General features: G+C 57.0%; 26 protein-coding genes, 2 tRNA genes and 1 pseudogene. 12 read left to right on the forward strand and 17 right to left on the reverse strand.

What is annotated here, in order from left to right:
- The first annotated feature begins 49 nt into the window (after positions 1-49).
- From RM533_RS10615 to hflX, 4 genes are all read left to right on the forward strand, one after another.
- Positions 50-2296 (forward strand): sensor histidine kinase, encoded by a 2247-nt coding sequence (locus tag RM533_RS10615; RefSeq protein ID WP_311341211.1) that lies wholly within the window; start codon positions 50-52, stop codon positions 2294-2296.
- Positions 2297-2326: 30 nt separating this feature from the next.
- Positions 2327-3718, forward strand: a complete 1392-nt coding sequence (gene ntrX, locus RM533_RS10620; RefSeq protein WP_311341212.1) for a nitrogen assimilation response regulator NtrX — start codon at positions 2327-2329, stop codon at positions 3716-3718.
- A 145-nt stretch (positions 3719-3863) separates the two neighbouring features.
- Positions 3864-4445: an RNA chaperone Hfq gene (gene hfq / locus RM533_RS10625; RefSeq protein WP_311341213.1), complete on the forward strand. Its 582-nt coding sequence runs from the start codon at positions 3864-3866 to the stop codon at positions 4443-4445.
- Positions 4446-4457: 12 nt separating this feature from the next.
- Positions 4458-5774 (forward strand): GTPase HflX, encoded by a 1317-nt coding sequence (gene hflX / locus RM533_RS10630; RefSeq protein ID WP_432265061.1) that lies wholly within the window; start codon positions 4458-4460, stop codon positions 5772-5774.
- 36 nt (positions 5775-5810) lie between these two features.
- Here hflX and mazG read toward each other — a convergent pair whose 3' ends face one another.
- From mazG to RM533_RS10675, 9 genes are read right to left on the reverse strand one after another with little or no spacing between them, the layout of a single operon-like run.
- Entirely contained in the window at positions 5811-6605 is a 795-nt protein-coding gene (gene mazG / locus RM533_RS10635) for a nucleoside triphosphate pyrophosphohydrolase (RefSeq protein ID WP_311341215.1), read from the reverse strand.
- A 30-nt stretch (positions 6606-6635) separates the two neighbouring features.
- A complete protein-coding gene (locus tag RM533_RS10640) occupies positions 6636-6839 on the reverse strand; it encodes a hypothetical protein (protein ID WP_311341216.1) in 204 nt (67 codons plus the stop codon).
- Positions 6836-7603 carry an MBL fold metallo-hydrolase gene (locus RM533_RS10645; protein WP_311341217.1) on the reverse strand — a complete coding sequence of 256 codons (768 nt, stop codon included), beginning with the start codon at positions 7601-7603 and terminating at the stop codon, positions 6836-6838. The genes RM533_RS10640 and RM533_RS10645 overlap by 4 nt, the downstream gene beginning before the upstream one ends.
- Positions 7600-8379: a TatD family hydrolase gene (locus RM533_RS10650; protein ID WP_311341218.1), complete on the reverse strand. Its 780-nt coding sequence runs from the start codon at positions 8377-8379 to the stop codon at positions 7600-7602. The genes RM533_RS10645 and RM533_RS10650 overlap by 4 nt, the downstream gene beginning before the upstream one ends.
- Positions 8376-9923, reverse strand: coding sequence for a methionine--tRNA ligase (metG, locus tag RM533_RS10655; protein ID WP_311341219.1), 1548 nt, complete (start codon positions 9921-9923; stop codon positions 8376-8378). The genes RM533_RS10650 and metG overlap by 4 nt, the downstream gene beginning before the upstream one ends.
- Before the next feature lie 57 nt (positions 9924-9980).
- Complete coding sequence (locus tag RM533_RS10660) at positions 9981-10952, reverse strand: AAA family ATPase (RefSeq protein ID WP_311341220.1); 972 nt, start codon at positions 10950-10952, stop codon at positions 9981-9983.
- A complete protein-coding gene (gene tmk / locus RM533_RS10665) occupies positions 10949-11566 on the reverse strand; it encodes a dTMP kinase (protein WP_311341221.1) in 618 nt (205 codons plus the stop codon). The genes RM533_RS10660 and tmk overlap by 4 nt, the downstream gene beginning before the upstream one ends.
- Entirely contained in the window at positions 11563-12768 is a 1206-nt protein-coding gene (locus RM533_RS10670; protein WP_311341222.1) for a D-alanyl-D-alanine carboxypeptidase family protein, read from the reverse strand. The genes tmk and RM533_RS10670 overlap by 4 nt, the downstream gene beginning before the upstream one ends.
- A 41-nt stretch (positions 12769-12809) precedes the next feature.
- Positions 12810-13841, reverse strand: coding sequence for a lytic murein transglycosylase (locus tag RM533_RS10675; RefSeq protein ID WP_311341223.1), 1032 nt, complete (start codon positions 13839-13841; stop codon positions 12810-12812).
- A gap of 143 nt (positions 13842-13984) precedes the next feature.
- Between RM533_RS10675 and RM533_RS10680 the strand changes: the two genes are divergently transcribed.
- Positions 13985-14074 (forward strand) — tRNA-Ser (locus RM533_RS10680).
- Between the two features lie 529 nt (positions 14075-14603).
- Positions 14604-14880, forward strand: a pseudogene (locus RM533_RS10685) (IS3 family transposase); the annotation flags it as partial.
- A 433-nt stretch (positions 14881-15313) separates the two neighbouring features.
- Here RM533_RS10685 and pgsA read toward each other — a convergent pair.
- Positions 15314-15880, reverse strand: coding sequence for a CDP-diacylglycerol--glycerol-3-phosphate 3-phosphatidyltransferase (gene pgsA, locus RM533_RS10690; RefSeq protein WP_311341224.1), 567 nt, complete (start codon positions 15878-15880; stop codon positions 15314-15316).
- Positions 15881-15982: 102 nt separating this feature from the next.
- On the opposite strand from pgsA, the gene RM533_RS10695 reads away from it, so the two are divergent.
- Positions 15983-17317: an MFS transporter gene (locus RM533_RS10695; RefSeq protein WP_311341225.1), complete on the forward strand. Its 1335-nt coding sequence runs from the start codon at positions 15983-15985 to the stop codon at positions 17315-17317.
- A gap of 31 nt (positions 17318-17348) precedes the next feature.
- Here the strand turns inward: RM533_RS10695 and RM533_RS10700 are convergent, their stop codons facing one another.
- From RM533_RS10700 to RM533_RS10710, 3 genes are all read right to left on the reverse strand, one after another.
- Positions 17349-17768 carry an EVE domain-containing protein gene (locus tag RM533_RS10700; RefSeq protein ID WP_311341226.1) on the reverse strand — a complete coding sequence of 140 codons (420 nt, stop codon included), beginning with the start codon at positions 17766-17768 and terminating at the stop codon, positions 17349-17351.
- Between the two features lie 132 nt (positions 17769-17900).
- Positions 17901-17976 (reverse strand) — tRNA-Ala (locus RM533_RS10705).
- Between the two features lie 248 nt (positions 17977-18224).
- Positions 18225-18533: an FYDLN acid domain-containing protein gene (locus tag RM533_RS10710; protein ID WP_311341272.1), complete on the reverse strand. Its 309-nt coding sequence runs from the start codon at positions 18531-18533 to the stop codon at positions 18225-18227.
- A 227-nt stretch (positions 18534-18760) separates the two neighbouring features.
- Here RM533_RS10710 and aroA point away from each other — a divergent pair, with 227 nt between their 5' ends.
- The 5 genes from aroA to gloB all read left to right on the forward strand — a co-directional run bounded on the left by aroA (position 18761) and on the right by gloB (position 23901).
- Positions 18761-20098, forward strand: coding sequence for a 3-phosphoshikimate 1-carboxyvinyltransferase (gene aroA / locus RM533_RS10715; protein WP_432265062.1), 1338 nt, complete (start codon positions 18761-18763; stop codon positions 20096-20098).
- Complete coding sequence (locus RM533_RS10720; protein WP_311341228.1) at positions 20089-20355, forward strand: CBU_0592 family membrane protein; 267 nt, start codon at positions 20089-20091, stop codon at positions 20353-20355. Before aroA ends, RM533_RS10720 begins: the two co-directional genes overlap by 10 nt.
- Positions 20352-20969, forward strand: coding sequence for a (d)CMP kinase (locus RM533_RS10725; protein ID WP_311341229.1), 618 nt, complete (start codon positions 20352-20354; stop codon positions 20967-20969). Before RM533_RS10720 ends, RM533_RS10725 begins: the two co-directional genes overlap by 4 nt.
- Before the next feature lie 341 nt (positions 20970-21310).
- Positions 21311-23014, forward strand: coding sequence for a 30S ribosomal protein S1 (gene rpsA / locus RM533_RS10730; protein ID WP_311341230.1), 1704 nt, complete (start codon positions 21311-21313; stop codon positions 23012-23014).
- Positions 23015-23139: 125 nt separating this feature from the next.
- Positions 23140-23901 carry a hydroxyacylglutathione hydrolase gene (gene gloB / locus RM533_RS10735; RefSeq protein WP_311341231.1) on the forward strand — a complete coding sequence of 254 codons (762 nt, stop codon included), beginning with the start codon at positions 23140-23142 and terminating at the stop codon, positions 23899-23901.
- 819 nt (positions 23902-24720) lie between these two features.
- Here gloB and RM533_RS10740 read toward each other — a convergent pair.
- The 4 genes from RM533_RS10740 to RM533_RS10755 form a co-directional block, all read right to left on the reverse strand.
- Positions 24721-25299: a F0F1 ATP synthase subunit B family protein gene (locus tag RM533_RS10740; protein ID WP_432265063.1), complete on the reverse strand. Its 579-nt coding sequence runs from the start codon at positions 25297-25299 to the stop codon at positions 24721-24723.
- Positions 25300-25315: 16 nt separating this feature from the next.
- Complete coding sequence (locus tag RM533_RS10745; RefSeq protein ID WP_311341233.1) at positions 25316-25813, reverse strand: F0F1 ATP synthase subunit B family protein; 498 nt, start codon at positions 25811-25813, stop codon at positions 25316-25318.
- 64 nt (positions 25814-25877) lie between these two features.
- The gene (locus tag RM533_RS10750) at positions 25878-26105 is read right to left on the reverse strand and encodes a F0F1 ATP synthase subunit C (protein WP_311341234.1); all 228 of its coding nucleotides are present in this window, start codon (positions 26103-26105) and stop codon (positions 25878-25880) included.
- Between the two features lie 37 nt (positions 26106-26142).
- Positions 26143-26928, reverse strand: coding sequence for a F0F1 ATP synthase subunit A (locus tag RM533_RS10755; protein WP_311341235.1), 786 nt, complete (start codon positions 26926-26928; stop codon positions 26143-26145).
- Positions 26929-26946 lie beyond the last annotated feature (18 nt).

Below are 26946 nucleotides of genomic sequence, written 5' to 3' on the forward strand. Positions count from 1 at the left end.
TGAGATCGGACTTGCCTTTCGGCAACTGCGGTGTTGTTGATTGGCAACTATGACGATGCCGCACTATTCAGGCCAGGGCAGCCGTTCCGCCGATCGTACAAGTGCGGCGGCTTTCGTCGGACGCCTGAGGCGGCAGGTCGGCATTGGCTGGCGGCGTGCCAATGGTTTCCTGCTGCTGGAAATCGCCGCTGGGACATTCCTGGTCGTCATGCTGTTCGGCGGATGGACGACGCTCAACTCCGTGCAGACACGCGGTGACCTTCTGCCCAGTGCCACCACGACGTCATTGTTGGTGGCGACATTGGTGCCGGCCATGGCCTTGCTGGTTCTGCTTGGCCGCAGGCTGGCCCTGCGACGGGCCCAACGACAGATCGGCAGCACCGGCCGCCTGCATGTGCGGCTGGTGTTTTTCTTCTCCTTGCTCGCCGCAGTGCCGACCTTGCTGGTGGTGGCGTTCGCCTCGTTCCTGTTCCAGTCAGGCGTCGAGTTCTGGTTTTCGGAGCGATCGCGCGGCATGCTGGAAGATGCCAATCAACTCGCACGCGGATATTATGAGGAGAACCTGCGGGATGTTGGGGATGAAAGTGTCGCCATGGCAGGCGACATCCGCTCATATCTGTCGCAGACGCCGATCACCAGTCCCGAATTTGCACAAGCCTATTCGCTGCAGGTCGTTTATCGGAAGCTGGATAAATCGGCCATTCTGGAGAGAGGCACCAGCGGGGAAATCAATACCGCCGCCATCGTCGATCCCGATGATGGTGCAGGAACGCAGACCATTGCGCCCGACGTATTCAACAGGCTGTCGTCCGGGGAGCCGGTGGTGGTGACTGCAACGGCGCAGCGGATCGAAGCGGTGACACCGCTCGATGCAGCGAATGAAATTTATCTGTACACGGCGCGCGACTCCGATGCTCAGGCGCTCAGCCAATGGCGGCGGGCACAAAGTGTGCTTGCCAATTACGACCAGATTACGGGCCGGGCGCGGACGCTCCAGCTTCGCTTCAACATAGCGTTGCTTGGCGTCTCGCTGATGCTGGTTGGGTTTGCGGTGTGGGTCGCACTGCGCTTTGCAGACCGGCAAGTTGCGCCATTGGCCGATCTTGTGACAGCAGCAAGAACAGTAGGTGCAGGTAATTTCTCGATGCGGGTAGGTGGACGCAGCGGTGCCGACGAAATCGGGCTTTTGAACCGCGCTTTCAACCGTATGACGGGTCAGATTGAACGGCAGACCCGTGCCTTGATACGGGCAAACGAACAACTGGACGAGCGCCGCGCGTTTACAGAAGCTGTACTCGATTCCGCTACGGCTGGCATCATGTCTGTCAATCACGATGGCGTTATTCTTCTGGCCAATGATTCCGCGCTGCTCATGCTGGAAGATGGAGATTGTCGCGTAGGCAGGATGCTTGCCGACGTGGCTCCGCCCTTGTGGCAATTGGTGAAGGACCAACGCAGAAGTGGGCTTGTGCAGTTTGCCCGGGAGGGGGACATGCGAACTCTTGCTGTCAAGGCAGCCAAGACGCAGCACGGACAGGTGCTTACTTTTGAAGATATAACCCGACAACTACTCGACCAACGCCGTGCTGCATGGTCTGATGTAGCCCGGCGGATCGCTCATGAAATCAAGAACCCGCTGACGCCGATCCAGCTTGCCACCGAGCGGCTTGGCCGGCGCTTTCGCCGTCAGATTGGCACAGATGCTTATCTGTTTGACGAACTCACCAGCACCATAATTCGTCAGGTGGGTGACCTGCGCAAGATGGTGGATGAGTTTTCGTCCTTCGCACGCATGCCCAAACCCCATTTCCGTAAGGAAGACGTCTCCGAACTGGTGAAGCAAGCCATGTTTCTTCAGGAAATCGCGCGGCCGCAGCTGTCTTACAGCTTCAACGGCTCGGAGGCTGATACCAACATTGCCTGTGACCGCCATCAGATTGGGCAAGCCATGACGAACGTTTTGAAGAACGCAGCGGAAGCTGTGGACACAGTGCGTGAATCCGATCCCGATTACCAGGGCAGGATTGCTGTTGATGTTCGTGGCGAAGACCACCGTGTCGTAATCAGTGTCACCGATAACGGGATCGGGCTGCCGAATGACAGCCGCACACTGATTGAACCTTACATGACGACGCGCGACAAGGGAACCGGCCTTGGTCTGGCGATAGTTCACACGATCCTTGCTGAACATGGCGGTGAGATACGGTTCGAACGGCCGGAGCAGGGGGGTGCGCGCGTGCAGATGTACCTCCCGCGCCAGCCGCAACTTCAAGAACGGGAGGAAGCGGAAGGATGAAGCCGAACAGCTTTGAAGAGAAGGTATCTCATGGCGCTTGAAATCTTGGTGGTGGATGACGAGCGCGACATTCGCGAGCTGGTGGCAGGAGTGCTGGGCGACGAGGGATACGAATGCCGCACCGCTGCCGACAGCACCGCAGCCTTGGCAGCCATCGATGAACGCCGCCCCTCGCTCGTGCTGCTCGACGTGTGGCTGCACGGTTCACGAATGGACGGATTGGAATTGCTGGATGCGATCAAGGCGCGAGAACCCGATCTGCCGGTGATCATCTTTTCCGGGCATGGGAATATCGATACCGCCGTTGCCGCGGTATCACGAGGAGCGGTCGACTTTATCGAAAAGCCCTTCGAATCCGAACGTTTGCTCCTCATGGTCGATCGCGCTACCGAGACCGACCGGCTGCGCCGCGAAAACGCTCGTCTCAAACAAGACGACGATGGTGGCTTCGACGGATTCACCGGCAATAGTTCAATCATCAATCAGGTGCGGGCAACCCTTAAACGGGTGGCAAATACCGGCAGTCGCGTTCTGATAACCGGCCCCGCCGGATCAGGCAAAGAAGTCGCAGCCCGCCTGCTTCATCACTGGAGTCCACGCGCTGACAAACCTTTTGTCACGGTAAGTTCAGCACGCATCACTGCCGAACGTTTTGAGCAGGAGTTGTTTGGCGAAGAAGCCGAGGGCCATCTGGTGCGAACCGGTCTGTTGGAGATGGCCGATGGCGGCATGCTCTATCTCGATGAAATCGCTGACATGCCGCTGTCAACCCAAGCTCGTATCCTGCGGGTACTTACCGACCAATCCTTTGCCCGGGTGGGTGGCAACAGACAATTGCGGGTGGATGTGCGGATCGCATCATCCACGTCGACCGATCTTGAAGAGGCGATAGCCGAACGGCGTTTCCGCGAGGATCTCTACTACCGGCTGAATGTGGTGCCGGTCGCTATTCCGGCCTTGTCGGCTCGGCGAAGCGATATTCCTGCGTTGGTGGATTATTTCTTTTCCCGGTTCGCCTCACGGCAAGGAATTGCTCCTCCAGTGATTAGCGATGATGCCATGGCGGTGCTGCAAAGCTACGACTGGCCGGGTAATGTGCGCCAGCTACGCAATGTAGTGGAACGCACAGTTATTCTCACCCCGCGAGAGCAGATGGCGCATATCGAAGCTGACATGCTTCCAGCCGAACTTACCTCGATCACCGGCGGCGAGGGACCAGGGCTTGCTGCCATAATGGGCGTGCCCTTGCGGGAAGCACGCGAATATTTCGAAAGGGAGTATCTGCGCGTGCAAATTCGCCGCTTTTCAGGAAATATATCCCGCACTGCCGGCTTTATCGGGATGGAACGATCAGCCCTGCATCGCAAACTCAAGATCCTGGGCATCAACGACAGGAAAGATGATGATGATGATGTTTCCTGATGCGGGAACTTCCGAAGCTGTCATGCTTTGCCAGTAACGACGGTCCTTGAACCTGAGACGCAGATGCATGCTCACGGGCTGCCCGCAATTTCGCTAAATGGCAGATCGACCAGACCGACAGTTCGACAGGCGCAGGAGAGTTTTAATGGCCGGAAAGACGCTGACTGTGAAAACCACAGTTCCTGACGACAGCGAACGGCTTGACCAGCTTTCTGTCAAAGCGTCGGGAAAGCAGCCTGCAAAATCGACCCAAAACCTGCAAGATCTCTTCCTGAACCTCCTGCGGAGAAACAGGACACCTATAACCATGTTTCTGGTAAAGGGTGTCAAGCTACAGGGTATCGTCACCTGGTTTGACAATTTTTCGATCTTGCTGCGGCGTGATGGCCAATCGCAACTGGTTTACAAGCATGCAATATCAACCATCATGCCCACACAGCCAATCGACACAAGTACGGTCGAATACCACAGCGCCGCAAAGTCAAAGCGACAGTTGCAGGACATCTTTCTCAGCGCGATCCGCGATGCTAATGCGCAAGTCACCATGTTCCTGGTCAACGGAGTAATGCTGCAAGGCCGTGCTGCCGCGTTCGACCAATTTTGTATTTTGCTCGAACGTGAGGGGTACGTTCAGCTCGCCTACAAACATGCCGTGTCAACGATACAACCCTTGACCCCGGTGGATCTTTCCAACGAAGATGAAGATATTGACAACGTTCCGCTATAAGGAGAGTTTATTCTGAGCGAGCATTTTGCCGAAGATGTGACCCGCGGTGCTCGAGCCATCGTTGTTGTGCCTGACATACGCTCGGCGCACCTTGTCGACCCTGATGCCAGGCTGGAAGAGGGACGGGGCCTCGCCAAGGCGATAAGCATCGTTGTTGCCGATAGTTTCATCATTCCTGTCCGCCAGGTACGTCCCGGGACATTATTTGGCGCAGGGCAGATAGAACGCATTGCAGCGGCATGCGAAATGGCAGAAGCCGAGCTTGTGATTGTTGACGGCACCTTATCAGCAGTCCAGCAGCGAAACTTGGAAGAGCAACTTGGTCGAAAAATCATAGATCGTACCGGCTTGATCCTTGAGATTTTCGGGGAGCGCGCTGCGACCGCCGAAGGGCGCATGCAGGTAGAACTGGCACATCTTGACTATCAGGCAGGCCGACTGGTTCGCAGCTGGACCCATCTTGAGCGGCAGCGGGGCGGCTATGGTTTCTTGGGTGGTCCCGGCGAGACGCAGATCGAAGCGGACCGCCGCATGATCCGCGATCGAATGGCACGGCTGCGCAATGACCTTGATCAGGTTCGCCGCACCCGCGCTCTGCATCGGTCGCGGCGAGAGAGGGCGCCTTGGCCGCTGGTTGCTCTGGTTGGATATACCAACGCTGGAAAATCTACCCTATTCAACAGCTTGACAGGCGCTACTGTCATGGCTGAGGATCTGTTGTTTGCCACACTGGACCCCACTATGCGTGCGGTCTCGCTTCCGGGACTGGACAAGATCATCCTGTCCGACACGGTGGGGTTCATTTCCGATCTTCCCACACAGCTCGTCGCTGCTTTCAGGGCAACCTTGGAAGAGGTTACTGCCGCTGACCTCATCATCCATGTCCGTGACATCTCCAGTCCCGCAGCCGATGAGCAGAAGATACAGGTTGAGAAGGTCTTGCGGGATCTGGATATCAATACCGGATCTGATACAGCATCACAGATACCTGTAATAGAGGCTTGGAATAAATGGGATCTACTATCAGCTCAGCGTGCTGACGAACTCGGAACCCTGGCGACTTCCGCGGACGTCGACACAGTAGCGATTTCCGCAACTGGCGGGTTCGGCCTGGCCGAGCTGGAACAGTTGATCACACGCCATCTGACGCCTGACGCCGAGCAGCACGATTTCGTGATACCTGCCTCGGATGGTAAGCGGATTGCTTGGCTACATGCCCATGGAGATGTCCTGATGGAACGTGATGGCGGAACTGATCAGCAAGGACCGCTGGTAAACATTAGCGTTAAACTGACGCCGTTACAATATGGACGATTTGAAAGCTTGTAATTTGAATAGTGGTCTAGGGGATGTTGCAGTCTGCACCTACTCCGCTTGCTTCACTCGACGCCACAATTGATCCTGAGCCTCAGCATCAAGATCTGAAAAGTTAATGTCGTCAGCGGCGGCCATGGCTTCCATCATTCTGAACCTGCGTTCGAACTTGGCGTTGGCTGCATGCATAGCCTGGTCGGAAGAGATCCCGTGTTTTCGCAGCCAGTTGATTACAGAAAACAGCACATCGCCGGCTTCCTCAAGCTGCGCGGCTTTCGTATCACTCGCGGTGAACTCAGCAATTTCTTCCTGCAGTTTTTCAGCAGCGCCTTTGGTGTCTGGCCAGTCGAACCCTGCATGAGCAGCACGTTTTTGCAGCTTTTCTGCTCTGATCATGGCTGGCAAGGCAGGGGCAACGCCGTCGAGCACTCCATTCAAGCCACGCTCTGTACGTTCTGCGGCTTTGATGATTTCCCAGGCATGCTCAGCTGACATATCCCTTTTGGTCCCAGTTGGAGTTTTTGCCGCATGTGGGAAGAAACCCGGGTGTCGACGTTCCATCTTGTCCGCTATTGAGGTGGTGACGTCGCCAAATTTAAAGAGCGCGCGCTCTTCTGCAATGCAGGACAGGAACACAACCTGCAAAAGAAGGTCGCCGAGTTCATCCTGCAGATCGACAGCATGGTCGCGTGCGATTGCGTCTGCAACCTCGTATGCCTCTTCTACCACAAAGGGCGCTATATCGGCGAAACTACGGCTGGATGTCCATTCACATCCATCTTTTGGATCACGAAGCTGCTTAATGATGGAAATAAGTCTTTGCAGGTGTTTGAAATCATCAAACATATTCAACACCCACCAATCAGATAATATATATTATGTAAAATAGATGAATTGATAGGCCGCTTCATCTGCTTGCAATGCGTTCACCAGCACGACCATTCCCATGAACAGCGCAATCCAAAGAAGCGCCGACTTGATCAGCGCTGATCGCTCTAATCGGTGGCCCTTCAATTCGGTCCCGGCAAGCAAAAGCCAGCCGATCATCGAAATCAGCGCGACGATTGCTGCTGCCGTCACAGAGCAATAACCATTCCGTCATACGCCGGATACACATGCGACGGCGTTTCTTCGACCAGACTGGTGTAATCCATGCTTTTGTCCAGATGTGTCAGGATCACGCGTTTTGATTGGGTTTGTGCGGCAAGATCAAGCGACATCGACAGATGCGCATGGGTCGGGTGCGGCTCACGTCGCAAGCAATCAACTACCAGCACGTCCAGATTTGTAAAAAGATCAACAAGGTCATTGCGGATTTCGCTGAAGTCCGTTGCGTAGCCGATTGATTTGCCTGCCGCGTCAAATCGGTACGCTGTGCTCTGCGCTGGACCATGCGGCATGCGACACCATGAAAGCCGCATTCCACATAGCAGTTTCAGCCGGTCCAGGGTTTCAATGTTGCAAATCGTTGAATAGCCATGCTGTCCGGCAAAGACATAGCCGAACCGTTGGCGTAATCTGCGCACGGTTTCCTCGGTGCCATATGCTGGAATTGGCCCCCCTCTTCCGTAACGCAGCGCTCGTAAGTCATCTATGCCATGGCAGTGATCAGCATGATCATGAGTCCAGCATACCGCATCTATTCTGTCGATATTCGCAGCAAGCAATTGATGACGCAGATCGGGAGATGTGTCGACCAAAACGCGTTCCCCGCCGTCGCTTTCAACGATGATCGACACCCGGGTGCGGCGGTTTCTGGCATCCTTCGGGTCACAGGCTCCCCAGTCATTGCCGATCCGTGGTACTCCGGTCGAGGTGCCGCACCCCAGCACAAAAAGCTTCATTGCCTTGCCTTGCGAAACAGCGTGAAGAAGTTCTGCGTCGTCTGCTCTGCCAAGGATGCCTGATCCACACCGCGCAAGTCGGCAAGAAAAGCCAGAGTATCAGCGACAAAGGCTGGTTCGCAGACCTTTCCGCGATTTGGTGTTGGCGCAAGGAAGGGTGCATCTGTTTCTACCAACAGGCGATTTTCCGGAACTTTGGCCGCAATCGCCTGGAGGTCGCGAGCGTTCTTGAACGTCACTATACCGGAAATCGATATGAACAGCCCCAGATCCAGCACCTCACGCGCAAACTGGTCCGATGCCGTGAAGCAGTGGATCAACGCTGGAAACTCCCCTTCCCTCATCTCCTCCTGTAGTATGGCCAGAGTTTCAGGCTCTGCGTTGCGCGTGTGTATAATGACTGGCAGCTGTTGAAGCCGCGCAACAGCGATGTGCATGCGAAACAAATTGCGTTGCGTGTCGCGGTTCGAGCGATCGTAGTGGAAATCAAGACCCGTTTCGCCAATGCCGATGACGCAGGGCTCTTCCGCTTTGGCAATAAGCTTGCGAGCATCCAGATCATGATGTTCGTCCGCTTCATGCGGATGGACGCCGACGCTGGCCCAAACGCCGGCCTGCCGATTGGCAACGGCGATCACGTCATCCCATTCTGAAACCTTTGTCGAGATGTTGAGAAAACCTGTGACGCCTCTTGCCCGAGCGGCGTCCAGAACAGCATCCTGCCGGTCTACCAGACTACTATAATTCAGATGGCAGTGGGAATCGATGATGGTCATGTATTTTCTGCCAGCTGCAGCCGTGGAAACGCTGGTTTGGGGTCAGATACCTCTGCCATTTCCATCAACAGAGGTGCGCTGTTCAAGGCAGCAAAGGTGCGGCTATGTGCCGGCACGCACAAGCTGTCCAGGATTGCGGCAGCGGATCGCGGGATCACCGGCTGAATGGCAATCGTCAGATCGCGCAGGCAGCCGCACAAGGTGGTCAAGACCCGCTTCATCCGTTCAGGGTCAGTCTTGCGCAGCGCCCAAGGTGCTTGATCATCAACATATTGGTTGCAGGCAAATACCGCTTGCATCCATGCCTCGATCCCATTGGAGAACGCCAGCTTGTCAAAGCATCGGGGCAGCTCACCACCGGCAGCCACCCTGACCCTTGTGGCAAGGTCCCGATCATTCTGCAGTGGGGGTGCCGCTGCTGTTACTGCACCGTCGCAGTTTTTCTGAATGAATGAAGTTACGCGCTGAACCAGATTACCAAAGCTGTTCGCGAGTTCGGCATTGGCCCGGGTAACAATTGCCTCCGGGGAATAGCTGCCATCTTGTCCAAAGACGATTTCGCGCATCAGGAAATAACGCAGCACATCCACGCCAAATTGTTCGGCCAAGGCCACCGGGTCCGTGACATTGCCAAGCGATTTTGATTCCTTCTGTCCACGGTTCAGCAAAAACCCGTGGCCGAACACCTGCTTTGGCAAAGCCAGTCCGGCGCTCATCAGGAAAGCAGGCCAGTAAACTGCATGAAAGCGCACGATATCCTTGCCGATCAGGTGCATTGCCGCAGGCCAATATCTTGCCATGTGCTCTGTCTGTTCCGGAAAGCCGAGGCCGGTCAGATAATTGGTAAGCGCGTCCACCCACACATACATGACGTGCCCCTCGTCTCCTGGCACCTTCACTCCCCAGTCAAGGCTGCTGCGCGAGATCGACAGATCTCTCAATCCGCCTTCGACAAACCGCAAGACTTCGTTGCGACGCGCTTCGGGCTGGATAAAGCGAGGTTCGGACTTGTACAAAGCCAGCAATGGCTCCTGATACCGGGAAAGTTTGAAGAACCAGCTTTCCTCCACGGTCCATTCCACCGGGGTGTTATGCGGCGAAAGCTTTTCACCCTTTTCACCTTCGATCAGTTCTGCAGCTTCGTAGAAAGCTTCGTCCCTTACTGAATACCAGCCTTCATAACGACCCTTGTACAAATCTCCATTGGCCATCATGGCCTGCCATATTGCCTCACTGGCGCGATGGTGGACATCTTCCGTCGTGCGGATGAAGCGATCGTAACTGATATCAAGATGATCGAACAGGTCCTTGAAATGACCGGTCATCTGATCACTGAGCTCCTGCGCGGAAATGTTCATTTCCCGCGCTTTTTGAAGCATCTTCAAACCATGCTCATCCGTCCCGGTCTGAAACCGGACATCGCGCCCCTGCAATCGCTGATACCGCGCCATCACGTCAGCCGCGATGGTTTCGTAGGCATGACCGATATGCGGCTTGCCGTTGGGATAGTGGATTGCAGTGGTAATGTAATATGGCTCTGCCATCGGCGGCGTGTCTTTCCGTTATGCTATGATCAGGCAGCTGTTGCCAACGTCAGGCAGTCACGCTGCGTGATGGTTTTTCCTAGCGGCTGCCAATTGCGCCAGCAACCCGCCCATCTCCACCACGGCCAAGCCCCCGTCAAAGTTTGCATACGGGATATTCGCCGCAAGATCACCCAATGCGTGGTAGGCCGTGATCGCTGCACCTTGTAACGACCATTGCGATGACCGCATCTGCTCTGCACAGATGCTTTGCGCAACACCCACCAGCGCCAGCAGTTTCTCGCGATCAGGGCGTGATCCGCATGCCTTGATCAGCTTGCCTCGTGCCGCCAGATCCAGATCACCATCCACAGCTATCCGGGCAAGGATTGTGTGAGCAGACGCCAGATCATGATCGATGAACGCCCGGGCAGCTCCCGGCGCACCACCAGCCGCTATGAGTGCCGCCTGCTGCATGGCAGGATCGGCATCCAAGTCAAAGCCGGACAGCACCTGCTGCAGGTCTGCACGATCCAGCGGCGGGAACCGCAGCACCCGACAGCGGGAACGGATCGTGGGCAGCAGCCCGCCTGGCCGATGCGAAACAAGCAAAAAGAACGTGCCTGAAGGTGGCTCTTCAAGGCTTTTCAGCAATGCGTTTGCCGCAGATTTCTCCAGATCGTCGATGGAATCAATGATTATCACCCGGCGCGACCCAAGCGTCGGCCTCGTCACCAATCGACGCTGCATGGCGCGGACCTGCTCCACATTGATGTTGCGTCGGGTCGCAAATTGCTTTCCCTGCGCAGACAATTTCTCGTCGTCTGCCGATGCCGGCTGCCGGCTTAGCACCATGATGTCGGGATGCACTTCTGCTGGCATAATGGGCGCCCCGAGTTCGGCAACAAGTTCCTCGGCTGCGGATCGCGCGAAGGTCGCCTTGCCCATTCCTTTGGAGCCGGTCAGCAGCCAGGCATGATGCAGCCGAGTTCCGGCCATGGCGGACTGCCACTGCTTGCGCACCTCTTCATGGCCAATCATCTCGTTCATGGAAAAAGAATGCTGACGATGCGCCGGTGGACATCTTGCGGGGAGCCGTGCGCGGCAATGGCGGCGACCGCAGGATCATCGGCCTGCACGAACGACTGAAAAAAATCATTTACCTGTGCATGATAGATCTTGTGTCTGCCACCAATTCTATCATTGCCGCCGACATCGCGTGCAGCGGCACGAGCCAAAGCAACATCAGGATCAAGCTGCAGGACGAAGGTCATGTCGGGCAGCAGTCCTTCGCTGCCGAACTGGTGCAGCATGGTGAGATCTGCCTGTGAAATGCCTCCCGCTGCTCCTTGATAAGCCCTGCTAGAAGCCAGATAACGATCGCACAGGATCCATTGACCATGAGCCAATGCAGGCCGGATCAATCGGTCGACATGATCGGCTCTGGCAGCGGCAAACAGAAGCGCCTCAGCGCGTGCACCCCAACTCTTCGCAGGATCAAGCAAGAGCTCTCGAAGGGCTTCTGCATCCTTCGTGCCGCCAGGCTCGCGCGTGACAACATGATCGATACCACGCTCAGTCAAGGTTTGCGCAAGCAGGTGAAGCTGGGTGGATTTGCCGGTCCCCTCCCCCCCTTCAAAAGCGATGAACTTTCCTCGTGTCACCCGGCAAGTCCGGAAAGTCCGTTGCGCAGCCGTTGCCACCAATTCGCTTCAGCGACATCGTGCGCAGCAAGCAAAGGCACAGACCGCGCCTCCTCATCACCCGACTTCACCTCAAGACTGGCGATCATCTGTCCTTTTCTGATCGGTGCGTCGATTGGGCCCAGATAGCGGATCGACAGTTGCGGCGGCGGGGTTGCACCTCCAGGACCGGAGCGCGGCTCCGTCACTGCCAAGGCCTCTGCCATCATCAGCGGCACCATCTGCGTTGCGCCTCCTTGCACGCGGGCAGCGCCCATGATTGCACCTTCCTTCAACAAGGAGCGGCTCTTCCAGGCGTTGAACCCCCAAGTCATGAATGCTCGTGCAATATCCTTGCGATCACGCGAACTGTCGGTGTTGGCAATGATCATGACCAAGCGACGATTTTCCTGCTCCGCAGATCCGACAAAGCCAAATCCCGCTTCGTTGGTGAAGCCGGTTTTCAATCCATCCGCGCCTGGTACGTGATTGAGAATGGGATTGTGGTTCTTTTGTGTCCTGCCATTCCAGGTAAACTCGGGCATGCTGAAATAGCGCCGGTACTTCTCCGGATGCTTCTGGATCAGCGCCTTTGCCAGGGTGGCAAGATCCCTGCCGCTGGTATAGGTTCGCCCCTCATCCGGCCATCCGTTGGGTGTATTGAAATGACTGTCGCGCATGCCGAGTTCGTGCGCGTTTGCGTTCATGATGCGGGTAAACCCCTCCACGCTCCCAGCCAATCCCTTGGCCAGAGCAATGCAACCATCATTGGCAGAAACAGTGACGATGCCGGCCAGCAATTGATCCACGCTAACCTTGTCACCAGCACGCAGGTACATGGATGACCCACGGCCGCTCCAGCGCTTTGCCGTTTCAGCATCAACGGTAATCATCTGGTGAAGCGATACCTGCTGCTTATCGATGAGTTCAAAGACGGCATACGTCGTCATCAGTTTGGTGAGCGACGCCGGGATGAACTGACGATCAGCCTCTCGTGAAAACAAGGTCTGCCCGGAACTGAGATCTTGCAGCAGAGCAATCGGCGCGGCCTCGACAATGGCAGGAGGCGCGGGGGCGGCAGCCCTGCTTTGCGCAACCGGTGCCATCGGCACGACGAGCCCCGCAGCGGCAACAGCCATGATCACGCGACGGGGCAGATGTCCCGACATCTTGAAAAATTGCATCAGCAAGCCTTCACAAGCCGTTTTCCTCACCCGATCGCTTTTCAGCGAATAGCGTCTGCAAGCAGGCCAACGGACAAGGCGTAATAATTTGAGCAGTTGTAATCCAGGATCACACGATAATTGCCAGTCAGGAGAAAAGCTGTGTTACCGCGCCCATCAGGCTCGAAGAGGATGGCCGGAGTATCATCCGCAATCGTGCCTTGAGGGCGCACGCCAAGCGCTTTCCACTCTGCTACTGTTTGCCACCGGCTGTGTCGCGCAAAGACGCGCGGGCAACGCGGCGACACAAGTTGGGTGCGCCAGCTGCCTGCATCCAGACCGGTTGGCACACTTGCCGGTACTCCCCAGGGCTCTCCTGGGCGCCAACCGGCCTTGTGGAAGTAATTTGCTATTGAAAACAGGGTGTCGGCTCGGCTGTTCCAGATATCCCGTCGGCCGTCGCCATCGCCATCTATGGCAAGGCGCAACCAGACACTTGGCAAGAACTGCGGATTGCCAAATGCGCCTGCCCAGCTTCCTTTGAGCTGCGAACGCGCAATGCCAGCATCAATCATCTTGAGGCTTGCAATCAGCTCGGTTTCGAACAGATCGCGGCGGCGGCCTTCGTAAGCAAGCGTGGCAAGCGACCGGGGCAGGTCAAAGCCGCCCATGTAGGTTCCATAATTGGTTTCATGGCCCCAGATAGCGATCAGGATCTCTCCAGGAACTCCAAACGCGTTTTCTACCGCCGGAACGATCCCAGCGCTCGCTGCATAAGCGCGAATTCCACCATTGATCCTTGCAGCATCGACATGCTGGCGGCGGTAAGGAGCGAAAGGCGGCGGGATAGAATTGGGGTTTGCGGCCTGCGGACGGTCAAGTTCAATCACTCGCTGGTTGAGCGTCAGGCCAGCCAAGCCTTCGTCAATGGCTCGCTGGGAGACACCCTGCTGGCGCGCTCGCGCGGCGACCTGCTGAAGATAGTTCTGAAATTCCGCCTGACCGGGAGACTGCGCTACAGCTCCTGAAGGCAGCAACAGGCCTGCGATTGCAAGGAGAACAAGACGCGCACTAAGAAGCATCAGCTTTACCATGCCTGCTCCTTGGCACAGTTGCACTTCACTGTGAATTGCTGAAGGTGAAATTATGGCTGGGAATAGCGGCCATAGCGCGCACAATGGAACGGCCGTGCAGTTGACGGGCCCCGTACAGATGGTTAGCGGCTTTCGACAGGCAAGGAAGCGTGGCCGAGCGGTTGAAGGCACTAGTCTTGAAAACTAGCGACGGGGTGACCCGTTCGTGGGTTCGAATCCCACCGCTTCCGCCATTTTGCCGTCGTCAAGGCGCATAAATCAAAGCGATACCAGAGCACCAAATCGGGTGGCTATCGTTCTAACATAATCAGGGCCTTAAGCAGCGACACAAGGTTTTTAGAGCCCGGCGCCAGTGCTTGAAGCGGCAGAACATGCGCTTGGCGAGATCGCGCTGGCCATAAATCTGTCCGTCCGGATTGTGCGGGATGGACGTTGAGGGATGACAGGTGCAGTCCCTCGCTCGGTGAGCCACGTTTGCAAGGCGTTGCTGTCACAACCCTTGTCAGCGGTCAGAACCTTGAACGGCGGCGCGGCATCGATCGCCAGCATGGTGACACGGCATCATGCGTTTTGCCGGGCGTCAGGAGCAGGACGTGGGGCGACCTCCTGTCGTCGCAGATTGCATGAAGACTGATGTTCCTCCCGCCTTTGGTGATGCTGATGGCATGAGTCAGGCCCCTCCTTTTGCGCCTCCGGCAGTGCGGTGGACCTTGATGCAGGAGCTGTTGATGAACAGCCTGGCAGGCCCATAACGCCCCGCGCCACGTTCGCGGCGCGCTGTTCCACCCGCAGACCCGAGAAAGATCTTGCGCTGGCACCAAACTCTCGAGAACCGCGTCAGCCAGCAAAATGAGTTCCCATACAACGATCTGGAGCAGCATATCGAAGCGTGTGTCGAGCACTACGATCGCCAGCGATATTCCGAAAGCCTGAACTATGTGCACCCGCCGACGCCTGTTTCGGCCAGACAGCAGCCATCATCAGACAGAGAGAACGGGCAAGACGCAGAACTAGCGAACATCGCCGCCTTAAACGTAAACTCCCAAACAAGGTCCACACTCTGCTGATTTACGCCGCGAGTTGTGTCAAATGTTCTGAGGACGGACCGATGACCGGGAGAGAGCGATGGATTGGTCGTTCGTCCAGCCAAGGTAAAGATATTCTGCGGTCGCTCGGCTGTTGGGCAAACCTGTCGCCCAGTCGTCCTCGAGCTCACGTCTGACGTTCCCCGCTGATGGTCCTGCAAGAAGACAGGAGCGTGTAAGCTCAGCCAATCATCGTGAATAGAACTGTTGATCATGTTGCAGAAGGGCTCCCGTTTTTCACAACGGGCTTCTGTTCAAGATGATTAACACATCAGCCGCTTTTCTAACCGAACTGAAGCGAGACTTGTCTCTCCATCCGCTTTTCACGCGCCGTCCCGCTTGGCCAGACCGCATGCCGCGGTCAAAGCAGCTGGAACCTCAGCAGGTTCAATCCATGTGGCGCAAGCCGATGCGCAGGTAGTCCCAACCAGTAATCACCGTAAGAACCGCCGCACCCCACAGGCTGATGATCCCCACGAAATGGATCCACACCTGTTGCGGCAACCCGCCAGCAAGGATCAGCGCGCCCAAAGCAATGATCTGCAGTGTAGTCTTCCACTTCGCCAGGCGGGACACAGGAACCGACACCTGCACTCCTGCGAGAAATTCCCTTAAACCTGACACGGCAATCTCGCGGATAAGGATAATGAGGCCCGCTACCACGTGCAGATCGCCTAGAAACGGCCCGCGCAACGCCCCTTGTGCCGCCAGCACCAGAATGACAGCGGCAACCATGATCTTGTCGGCGATCGGATCAAGAAAGATGCCCAACCGGCTCACTCGGCCGCTTGCCCGTGCCAGATACCCATCAAAATAATCGGTCAGACCTGCAAGCGAGTAAATGACAAAGGCGATCAGATAGCCAGCCACCCAGCCCGGCCACCACAGCAGCACCGCCAGCAGCGGAACCGCGAGAATACGCGAAAGCGTGAGAAGGTTGGGCAACGTCAGCATGGTGGTGCAACGCCGCATAGCCGCATTGCAGCTCCCTGAGAAACAATTTGCACAGGGTTGTGCGCGGTGGCGCGTCCTCTATGGGTTCGGCAAGCTACGATCATGACAACATCAACCCACCTTCTCGCGCGGCGCCGCTTCCTGCCGTTGTTTGTCACCCAGTTGCTGGGGGCGTTCAACGATAATCTGTACAAGAATGCGATGGTGCTGTTCGTTGTGTATTCGGTGTATGATTCCGCTGCACAGGAGGCGCGGTTTTCGGCTATAGCGTCGGGTCTCTTCATCCTTCCTTTTTTTCTGTTCTCAGCATTGGCGGGGCAGCTTGCCGACATGCGTGACAAGGCGCGGATCATCCGCTGGATCAAGCTGATCGAAATTGGCATAATGACTATTGGCGCTGCTGGTCTGTTGATGGCTTGGCAGGGAGTTGAGCTGGAAAGCCTCGCCATCCCGCTCCTGCTGCTGGCCCTGTTTGCCATGGGGATCCACTCGACCTTTTTCGGCCCCATCAAATATGCCATCCTTCCTCAGCACCTCCATGAACAGGAGGTGCTGGCAGGGACCGGGCTGGTCGAAGCAGGAACATATCTTGCAATTCTTGCTGGCACCATCCTTGCCGGATGGATAGCGGTAGAATGGGCCGCACTTGCCGTAATCGTCCTTGCCATGGCAGGTTATATTGCAGGACGCCAGGTTCCCAAAGCACCGGCACAAGGCGCGGTGGAGCCGATTGATTACAATCTCCTGCGTTCATCACGCACGGTGATCCTCCAGACGATGCAGGATGCCCGCGTGTTCTACGCCATCATCGCGATCAGCTTCTTCTGGACCATCGGCGCAGTGCTGTTCATCCAGTTCCCTCCGCTGGCCAAGAACGTCCTGACGGCGAGCAAGGAAGTGGCCAGCCTGTTTCTGGTCATTTTCTCCATCGGCGTCGCCATCGGTTCGATGTCCATCAACAGTCTGCTGAAAGGACAGGTGTCGGCAAGATATGCTCCTGCTGCCGTGACCATCATGGGCCTGTTTGTGATTGCATTCCATTTCGCATGTCTTGAGTGGACCCCTTCGGCAGGCGCACTATTCGATGTCACCACCTTCATCGCGCAGCCTTTTGCAGTGCCATTGCTGCTGTGCCTGCTTGGCATTGCCATCAGCGGCGGCATGTTTGTCGTACCGCTTTATGCATTCCTCACGACAGTGGTGGACAAGACACAGACCGCGCGCACCATTGCGGCCAATAACATCGTGAATGCAGGTGCGATGACCATCGGATCACTACTTGCGGTGGGATTGACCATCATGCACGTCGCCATCGTCGACCAGCTTCTGCTGGCCGCTTTCATGTGTCTAGGTTCGGCTTATCTGGGATTTCTGCTCTACAAAGCAGAACAGCGGATGAACAGGGTAGCCACCATAAATCGGGAGCAGTCCGGCTGACGCGTGAATGCGGCATTGCACATGATGCGTCCTACGCGGGTTTGGCTTCTGCCATCTGCAAGATCAGGGACCATTCCTCTGGCCGGACTTCGCAAACTGACAATCGCGACATTCGCACAAGCTCCATTTCGGCAAGCAGAGGCTGCGCCTTCACCTGTTTCAAGGTCACGGCATGTGCCAGCGCATGATCGGGCTTTACGCGGACTGCCGCCCATCTGCCGCTGTCATCGGTAGGATCGGCCAACCCTCCCTCGACGATCGACATAACCCCGACAATCTCAAGGCCGATGTTGGAGTGATAGAAGAACGCGCTATCGCCTGCTGTCATGGCAGCAAGATTGTTCCGCGCGCGATAATTGCGCACTCCGTCCCAGATGCCTTCGCCGTCGCGGACCAGATCGCTCCAGGAATATGCATCGGGTTCCGATTTCATCAACCAGAAGCGTTTCATGGAGATACCCTGAAAGAAAACCGCATCACGACAGCAAGCCTGCGCTTCACCAGGATATCGCAGCCGAGGACAGCCATGACGAGGCCTTTTGGCAGGATCATGTCAGCGCCTTGAGCCTGCATGCAAAGGAGTTGGTGGAGCCGAGGGGGATCGAACCCCTGACCTCTACAATGCCATTGTAGCGCTCTCCCAGCTGAGCTACGGCCCCAAACTCGCATTCGCAACCCCTGGGAGGTGATGCCGAATATCGCGACACATAATGCCGGACGCCGGTCCTTTATGAGGAGCACCATCCCCATGCAAGGCTTATTTGCACCCGCTCAAGCAGCACCGGGTGAAGATATTCCTCGCTTTCAAACGAGCTGAGGCTCACATCAGTGCTCTTGGAAGCACACACCACATCATGCCGGAACGTGGCGTCGTGCCGCTTCCACGCTCTGGCTTGATGTCGACCGATCAGCTGTCGTCCTCGTCCTTTACCTGAGCAACTCCCAGATCGTCATCCCCGCCAAGGTCGACATCATTGTCTGGCGAATCATCATCTTCATCGACGTCGAGATCGTCGTCGCCAAGATCGCTGTCGTCAGGCTTTTCCTTCTGCTTCGCCTCTTCATACGGCATCGGCTGCTTGCTTTTCAGCACCGGCTCGGCCGTCCATTCGTTACCGCATTCAATGCAGCTAACCGGATCGTCCTTACCCAGATCGTAGAAGCGGGTGCCGCATTTCGGGCAGGAGTGCTTTGCACCCCATTCGGGATTGACCATGAAAATCCTCGTCTTGCGGGGCCGGGCACCATAACCCGGCGTGTTGGCAAAAAATCTGGCGTGCAAAAGCTGCAGGTTCAAGCGGTGCATGGCTCAAGACCATCATGGGTCTGAAGCCATGCAGGATGAACCCGTGCACCCCTGCTGCATCTGCGCGCGCCTTGCCATAGGCTAAAGCCCCTGTCAAAAGCCCGCGTCATGACGATGATGACAGTTTTTTCATGAACATGCCCGGAGCAACGCAGCCACGCCGCTTCTGCAGGTCGGGACCGCTGCACGGCCGCATTCTTGTTCCGGGCGACAAGTCGATCAGCCACCGGGCCATCATGCTCGCGTCGCTTGCGGTCGGCACCAGCACGATCACGGGCCTGCTTGAAAGTGCAGATGTCACGGCCACCGCTGCTGCAATGCGGGCAACAGGCGCCAGCATCGAGCAGGTGAAGCCTGGCGTCTGGCGGATCGATGGTGTTGGCGTGGGCAGTCTGCTGCAGCCGGCAGCAGCCCTGGATATGGGCAATTCCGGCACATCGACGCGGCTCCTGATGGGTCTGTTTGCCAGCCACGGCATCCAGACTGTGTTTACAGGCGACGCAAGCCTGTCGCGCCGGCCGATGGGACGCGTGATACAGCCGCTGGCTCTCATGGGCGCGCAGTTCACCGTAAATGCGGATGACACTCTGCCGCTGACAATGCGCGGTGCCGATCCGGCTGTCCCGATCCACTATCGCCTTCAGGTCGCTTCCGCTCAAGTGAAGAGCGCCATTCTGCTCGCGGCGCTAAACACTGCGGGTTCCACCATTGTTGTCGAACCCACCCCCACCCGTGATCACACCGAACGCATGCTGCGTGGGTTTGGCGCAAACCTCTCGATCGACATTGGTGACGATGGCGCTCGCATCATCACCATGCAGGGTCCACAAGACCTGCATCCTTGCGATATCGAGGTTCCGGGCGACCCTTCATCGGCTGCGTTCTTTGTCGTAGCCGCCCTGCTCGTCCCCGGCTCGGACCTGACAATCGCTAATGTCGGCATGAACCCTACGCGAGCGGCCTTGCTGGATGTGCTGCGTGCCATGGGCGGGAGCATAGAGGAAGAGGATCATCGCGTTATCGGCGGAGAGCCCGTCGCTGATCTGCGCGTCCGCCATTCCGAGCTGAAGGGCATCGAAATCGATCCTGCCTCTACGGCAGCCATGATTGACGAGTTTCCCATCCTGTTTGTCGCCGCCGCACTCGCGAGCGGCAGGACAGTCACGCAGGGGCTTGAGGAATTGCGCGTCAAGGAATCGGATCGGCTGGCGGTGATGTCTGCTGCGCTTACATTTGCCGGCGCATCGGTCGAGGAGCACGCGGATGGTTTGACGATCGAAGGAACGGGCGGCGCCATGCTGCGGGGGACCTTGCCAGGCCAATCCATTGCCACCATGCTCGATCATCGCATCGCAATGAGCATGGCGATTGCTGGTCTGGTGAGCGAAGCTGGCGTGACAGTCGATGATATGAGGCCGGTTGCGACAAGCTTCCCGCAGTTTGAACGTCTGCTTGGCGATGTACAATGCCGATAGGACAAATTGCCACCATCGTGGGTTTTGCCGGGATGTTGTGTGTCGTGACTGCCTACGCCTATCTGACAGCCAGCAAGGATCCTGATCCGCTGTTGCTTCATGGAGGCAATCTGATCGGTGCGGCGATGCTGGCTTTTTCGCTGGTGATCAACCCCAATCTGCCGTCACTTGTCCTGGAGGGTATCTGGGCCTGCGTCGCGTGCTGGGGCCTGTACAAGGCGTTGCGAAAGCGGAGCCAAGATAGAGCCGCATCATGATTATCGCTGTCGACGGACCCACAGCATCTGGCAAGGGCACCATTGCCAGAGGATTGGCAAAACATTTCAGCTTGCCGCATCTTGATACAGGATTGCTTTACCGGGCGGTAGGTTATCAGGTCCGGCTGACAGGAGGCGATCCCGACAACCCGCTTGATGCCGCAAGTGCGGTGAATTTTCCCGACAGCCTGCTGAACGAGCCGCTCCTGCGTACAGAAGCTGTCGGAGCCTTGGCCAGCCGCGTCTCTGTCCATAAACGTGTGCGCGCCGCTTTGTTGGCACGCCAGCGCATCTTTGCCGCGCAACAAGGTGGCGCGGTGCTGGACGGGCGGGATATCGGCACGGTTGTTGCCCCGGACGCCGACATCAAGCTGTTCGTGACCGCAAGCCTTGCTGCGCGCGCGGCACGCCGGTTGCATGAGTGCCGCACACGTGGTGAGGACGCAGCCTTGCCGGACATTACCGCAGACGTAGCCCGGCGGGATGAACGTGATCGACATCGAAGCGAAGCGCCCTTGATACAAGCTGCCGATGCCGTGCTGCTCGATACGACCCACGTTACTGCTGAAGAAGCGCTAGCGCAGGCCATCCATATTGTTGGACAGCGTGCCTGACGCACGCATGAGCGCATCTCGCTGTTCTCGTATGGCGCTGATTTTGCGCGTTCTGCTTGCAGTGAGGCGCGAAACCGCGTAATCGCGCGCCTGTTCCAGGTGCCGTTCAAAGGCTGCCGAAGACTGGTCAGTTTGCGTTACAGCTTCAAAAGCTCGACGCCGGGCAAGCCACACAAGCTTGTCGTGCAGCGCTAATCCCGCTTTTCCTGATCTGCCTTTGCATCCGGCAACAGCGCCGCGGAACGCCTGCATCGGCAATCGGCCGTGCGGGCAGTTCGGCCACAAGACCGGCGGAAAAACCGCCCGGCCGGAAACAGCGACTGAGACAGGAACACACTTACATGGCCACTTCGCCAAACCCGACGCGGGATGATTTTGCCGCGATGCTCGACGAAACGCTTGGCAGCGAGGCCGATGGTGGCTTCGAAGGCCGCGTCGTCATGGGCACCGTGACCGCCATTGAAAACGACAAGGCCGTCATCGACGTTGGCCTTAAAAGCGAAGGCCGCGTGCGGCTTTCCGAATTTGCTGCTCACGGACAACCGCATGGCCTGAAGGTCGGCGATGAGGTCGAAGTTTATGTCGATCGGGTCGAGAATGCAGATGGCGAAGCCATGCTCAGCCGTGATCGTGCCCGCCGCGAAGCCGCCTGGGACCGGCTTGAAAGCGAATTTGGTGAAGGCAAGCGAGTCGAAGGCGAGATCTTCGGCCGCGTAAAAGGTGGCTTTACCGTTGATCTTGACGGCGCGGTCGCCTTCCTGCCCGGATCGCAGGTCGACATTCGTCCGGTGCGTGACATTGCGCCGCTCATGGGTATTCCGCAGCCGTTCCAGGTGCTCAAGATGGATCGTCGCCGCGGCAACATTGTCGTGTCGCGTCGCGCCGTCCTTGAAGAGACCCGCGCGGAACAGCGCCAGGAGCTGATCGAAAAGCTGGCTGAAGGTCAGGTCATCGACGGCGTGGTCAAGAACATCACCGATTACGGTGCCTTTGTCGATCTTGGTGGTATCGACGGGCTGCTGCATGTCACCGACATGAGCTACAAGCGGGTCAATCATCCGGGTGAAGTAATCAACATCGGCGACACGGTCACTGTGCAGATCATCCGGATCAATGCCGAGACACAGCGCATCTCGCTGGGCATGAAGCAGCTGGAAAGCGATCCTTGGGACGGCGTGGGCGCTAAATATCCGGTTGGCATGAAGCTTGCCGGCACGGTGACCAACATCACCGAATATGGCGCCTTTGTCGAACTGGAGGCCGGTATCGAAGGTCTGGTCCATGTCTCGGAAATGAGCTGGACCAAGAAGAACGTCCATCCTGGCAAGATCGTCTCGACCAGTCAGGAGGTCGAGGTCATGGTGCTGGAGGTGGACTCTGAAAAGCGCCGCATTTCACTCGGCCTGAAGCAAGCGCAATCGAACCCTTGGGGCGATTTTGCGGATCGTCATCCGGTTGGCTCGACCGTCAGCGGCGAAGTCAAGAATGCAACCGAATTCGGTCTGTTCATCGGACTTGATGGCGATGTGGATGGCATGGTCCACATGTCCGATATTGCCTGGGGAATCTCGGGCGAGGACGCGCTGGCGCTTCACCGCAAGGGCGAAGAGGTTGAAGCCGTAGTGCTCGATGTCGATGTTGAGAAGGAGCGGATTTCGCTTGGCATGAAGCAGCTTGAAAAGGGTGCTCCTGCTGTTGGTGGTGCAGTTACAGATGGACTGCGACGCGGCGAAGTTGTCACCGTAACGGTTCTTGAAGTGCGCGATGGCGGGCTTGAAGTTCAGGTTGGTGAAGATGGTGCCACAGGCTTCGTGAAACGTTCGGATCTGGGACGTGACCGTGATGAGCAGCGTTCGGACCGGTTCCAGACCGGTCAGAAGGTGGACGCAATGGTCATCGGCTTTGATCGCACAAAGAAGCCTAACTTTTCGGTCAAGGCACGCCAGCTTGCCGAAGAGAAGGAAGCCGTGGCGCAGTATGGCTCCTCTGACTCGGGTGCATCGCTTGGTGACATTCTCGGCGAGGCTCTGAAGGGCAAGAACTGACATAAGCCACTGATTGCCTACTTAAAGACCGTCCGCTGCACTGGCAGCGGGCGGTTTTTTGTGCGCGCAATGCCCTTTGCCGATGCTATGCAGGCAATAATCCAGTCCAGATAAAGAGCGCAGACATGTTACACGTCCACCAATTTCCGTGTTTGATCGACAATTATGGTTTTCTGCTGCACGATCCCGACAGCGGCGAATGCGTATGCATCGATACACCGGATGCGACGGCTTACCTTGCGGAAGCAGAGCAGCTTGGCTGGGCCATAACGCAGATCTGGAACACGCATTGGCATCCCGATCATGCCGGCGGGAATGGGCACATAAAGGCAGCAACAGGCTGCACGATTGCTGCGCCGGCTGTAGAAATTGACAGAATTGAAGAAGTCGATCGTTTGCTGACAGGCGGCGACCGCCTGGCGATCGGTGACAACATAGCCGAAGTCATTGATGTCGGTGGCCATACGAGCGGCCATCTTGCGTTCTATCTGCCGGCAGCGGAAATTGCTTTCGTCGGAGACGCACTGTTTGCGCTGGGCTGCGGCCGTATGTTCGAAGGCACGCCTGCACAGTTTTGGTCAAGCCTGTTGCGTTTGCGGGCGCTGCCGCCGCAAACCACCATATATTGCGCGCACGAATATACAGCCAATAATGCAAAATTCGCATTGCATGCCGATCCCGGCAACGAAGAATTGCGTATCTATGCTGAAGAGGTCACCGCACTGCGCGCGCGTGATGAACCGACTGTTCCGTTCACCCTCAAACGGGAAATCGCGGCAAACCCTTTTCTGCGCGCTGATGATCGTGCCTTGCAGACGCAATGGAAGCAGCAGAATGCCATCGACACCTTTGCCGCATTGCGCAAGGCAAAGGACAACTTCTCCTGATAGGCCGAAAGAGGCGAAACCGTTTGGCCGTTGGTGTGAGACAGCTGACGAGTTCAAGGTGCGGTTCCCGCACGTAACGGTCTGGAAGCACTCCTTTTGCTCGCTTATGTAATCTCACAATCTGCAGGCTTCACGAAGGCATCTTGGCTGGCATAAAGCTTATGCCAAAGTGCCGCAAAACGATGCTTTCCGCCCTTGACAGGAGCGTAAGCGGCGGTGCAGCTGCTGCGCTGCATCTAAGTCGAGCACGCAGAACCCAAGTCGCTTGCGGCGATGTGCGTTTGCCCATCATCTGACAGTGCCAGACCTCGCGGCAGCGACAAGCTTTCAGGTCCGGTCGAGGCACATGTCCGCTTCGTTCAACCATTCGCAAACTGGCAGATGAAATGCCCCGCAGGGACCAAGCCGATGAACAGCGAAAAAAATAGCAACGTTCTATGGCTGGGAATGACGCGCCGCTTTTTTCAAACGCCACGCTGACGCGCGCAAAGAACATCAAACTGCCATACACCCGACATTGTCGCCACAGTTCGGATCAGCTTGGTCCGCTATCCACCGGATAGCCCGATGCACACCGAACCAAACAAGTATCTTGTAAAAAAGATTCATAGCAAAGTGCGTGTGGGTGCTTCTTGGGCAAGAACTCAGACCCACTTACAATGTCGTATTCAGGCGAGCCGCTAACCGTTCGACTCAGAGGCTCTAGTTCCCGGCAGATCAGGCGGGTCCCGATCCGGGCCGAGCCGAGGTCAGGCCCTGCCCATTCCGACTGCTAATCGATTACCGCCGCCGGACTCATGATTCAGCATAAGCCGATGCCTAAATGGCTGCAATTGCATGATCAACCCCGGCCCGATCAGCACGGGCATCATAGCGTTCGGCGATGAGGTTGCCCGCGGCCGCTGCAGAAGCTTTTGCTGCTTGTGCTCGCAAGGCGTCAACCGCATTGCGTTCTGCTGAAGCAATTTTTTCATGCGCCATCCGCTCCCTGCGCACGATCATCGCTGCGGTGTCGGCCTGCGCCCGTTCCATGATTTCACCCGCTTCGCGCCGGGCGTGGTCCAGCATTGCCGCTGCATCGCGTTCAGCGTTGGCGATCTTGGCAGCGTACTCACCGCGCAAAGCTTCCGCCTCAGCCCGCAGGGTGCGTGCATCATCAAGTTGTTCACGAATTGCATTTATCCGGCTGTCGAGGCTGCCAGCAACAAGTTTGGGCACGCCCTTCCAGATCAGGATCGCGATGAACGCCAGCATGGCGAGCGAAACCCATGCGCCCGGGCCGATAAAACCAAAGGCAACGGGTGCTACATGCGTATCGACCGGATGCTCAGTCATGCCTTGCAGTTCAGCCGCGTTGTCCAATCGCGTGTCCACCGCTTCAGAAGCAGGGTTGGACAACGTCATGCCTATATTTTCAACCGACATGAACCATCGCCTCCTTCACTGCCTGCCGAGCATCTTGCGGAGTGACCGCAATGGCTGCTATCCGCGCTACGATCTGTTGTGTCGCTTCTGCAGCAACCATGTCAATTTCAGCAGCGGCAGCCTGGCGCGATGCCATGATCCGCGCTTCCGCTTGATCGAGTTTGGCATCGATGCCTGCTTGCGCGGATTGCAATTCTCCTTGTGCCTGCAAAGCCGCTTCTGCTTTTGCCTCTGCAATCAGGGCCTGCGCCTGCGCCCGATTGTCATTCTCGCGCTTGCGCCAGACTTCCTCTTCTTCATCGGCTTTCGTTCTTGCAGCTTGGGCAGCGGTGAGATCCTGCGAAATCTGCCGATCCCGCATATCCACCGTGCTCATGACCTTGGGAATCATTCCCTTGCCAATGACAAAGAAAACCAGTCCGAAGATCACCAACAGCCAGAAAATCTGGCTCGCATAAGTCGACGCAATCTGTTCAATCTGAGGCATGGGTCAGCGTCCGCATTATGGCATGCAGCCCGGCCGCGCCAGATCGGCCAGCCGGGCAGCAGGATCAGGCAACGAAAACCAGGATCATCGCAACGACGAACGCCAGCAGGCCGAGAAGCTCGGCAGCGGCAAAGCCGATGAACAAACGGCCTTGCTGACCATCGGCCGCGCCTGGATTGCGCAAAGCACCTTCAAGAAACTTGGCAAACACATTGCCAACGCCAAGGGATGCCAAACCGGCTCCGATAGCGGCAAGGCCGGCTCCGATCATGCGTGCGCTTTCTGCGTCCATGATAATACTTCCTTTCGTAAAAACCAGTTAATCAGGCTTAGTGGAGGTTTTCCGCGTCATTGATGTAAAGTGCGGTCAACAGGGCGAAAACATAGGCCTGCACGGCAGCAACAAGCAGTTCGAGCGCGCAAATGCCGATCATCAGCAGGAAGGTGGGTATGCCGACCAGGAGGCCAGTGCCGATGCCTGCTTTAGAGCTGCTGATCACAAAGCCGGACAACACCTCGAGCAGAAGATGCCCTGCCATCATTGCAACGAACAACCGCAAGGCGAGGCTGAACGGGCGCACCATGAAGCTGACCAGTTCCACCACGAAAATAAACGGCGCCATCAACACAGGAGTGCCGTGCGGAATGAACAGCGAGAAGAAATGAAAACCGTGCTTTGCAAAGCCGACGATCAGGACGATCGAGAAAGACAGGATGGCAAGAATGCCGGTCACGGTAAAATGGCTGGTGAAAGTAAACGCATGCAGGCCGACCACGCCCAGCGGAAGCAGGCCAAGAACGTTGGCAAACAGGATGAACATGAACAAGGAGAAGACGTAAGGCACGTATTTACGCCCTGCCCGACCAATATTGGCCTCCAGCAGATCGTCGACAAAGCCGGTGAAGCTTTCCACCGCCATCTGCCAGCGTCCCGGCACCAGCTGTCCACGCATGCCCGCTGCCACGAACAGGCCAAGCACCACTGCCGAAATCAACATCCACAAAGCGGAGTTGGTAAAGGCAATATTATACCCGGCAACCTGCCACGCGTCCGAGCCGAACAGCGGCTCGATCGTGAACTGATGCATCGGATCGACCTTGGCTTCGGCTGCCACGCGATTGTTCCCGTCATT

This window comes from Croceicoccus esteveae (assembly GCF_031846435.1).
GTDB classification, from domain to species: domain Bacteria; phylum Pseudomonadota; class Alphaproteobacteria; order Sphingomonadales; family Sphingomonadaceae; genus Croceicoccus; species Croceicoccus esteveae.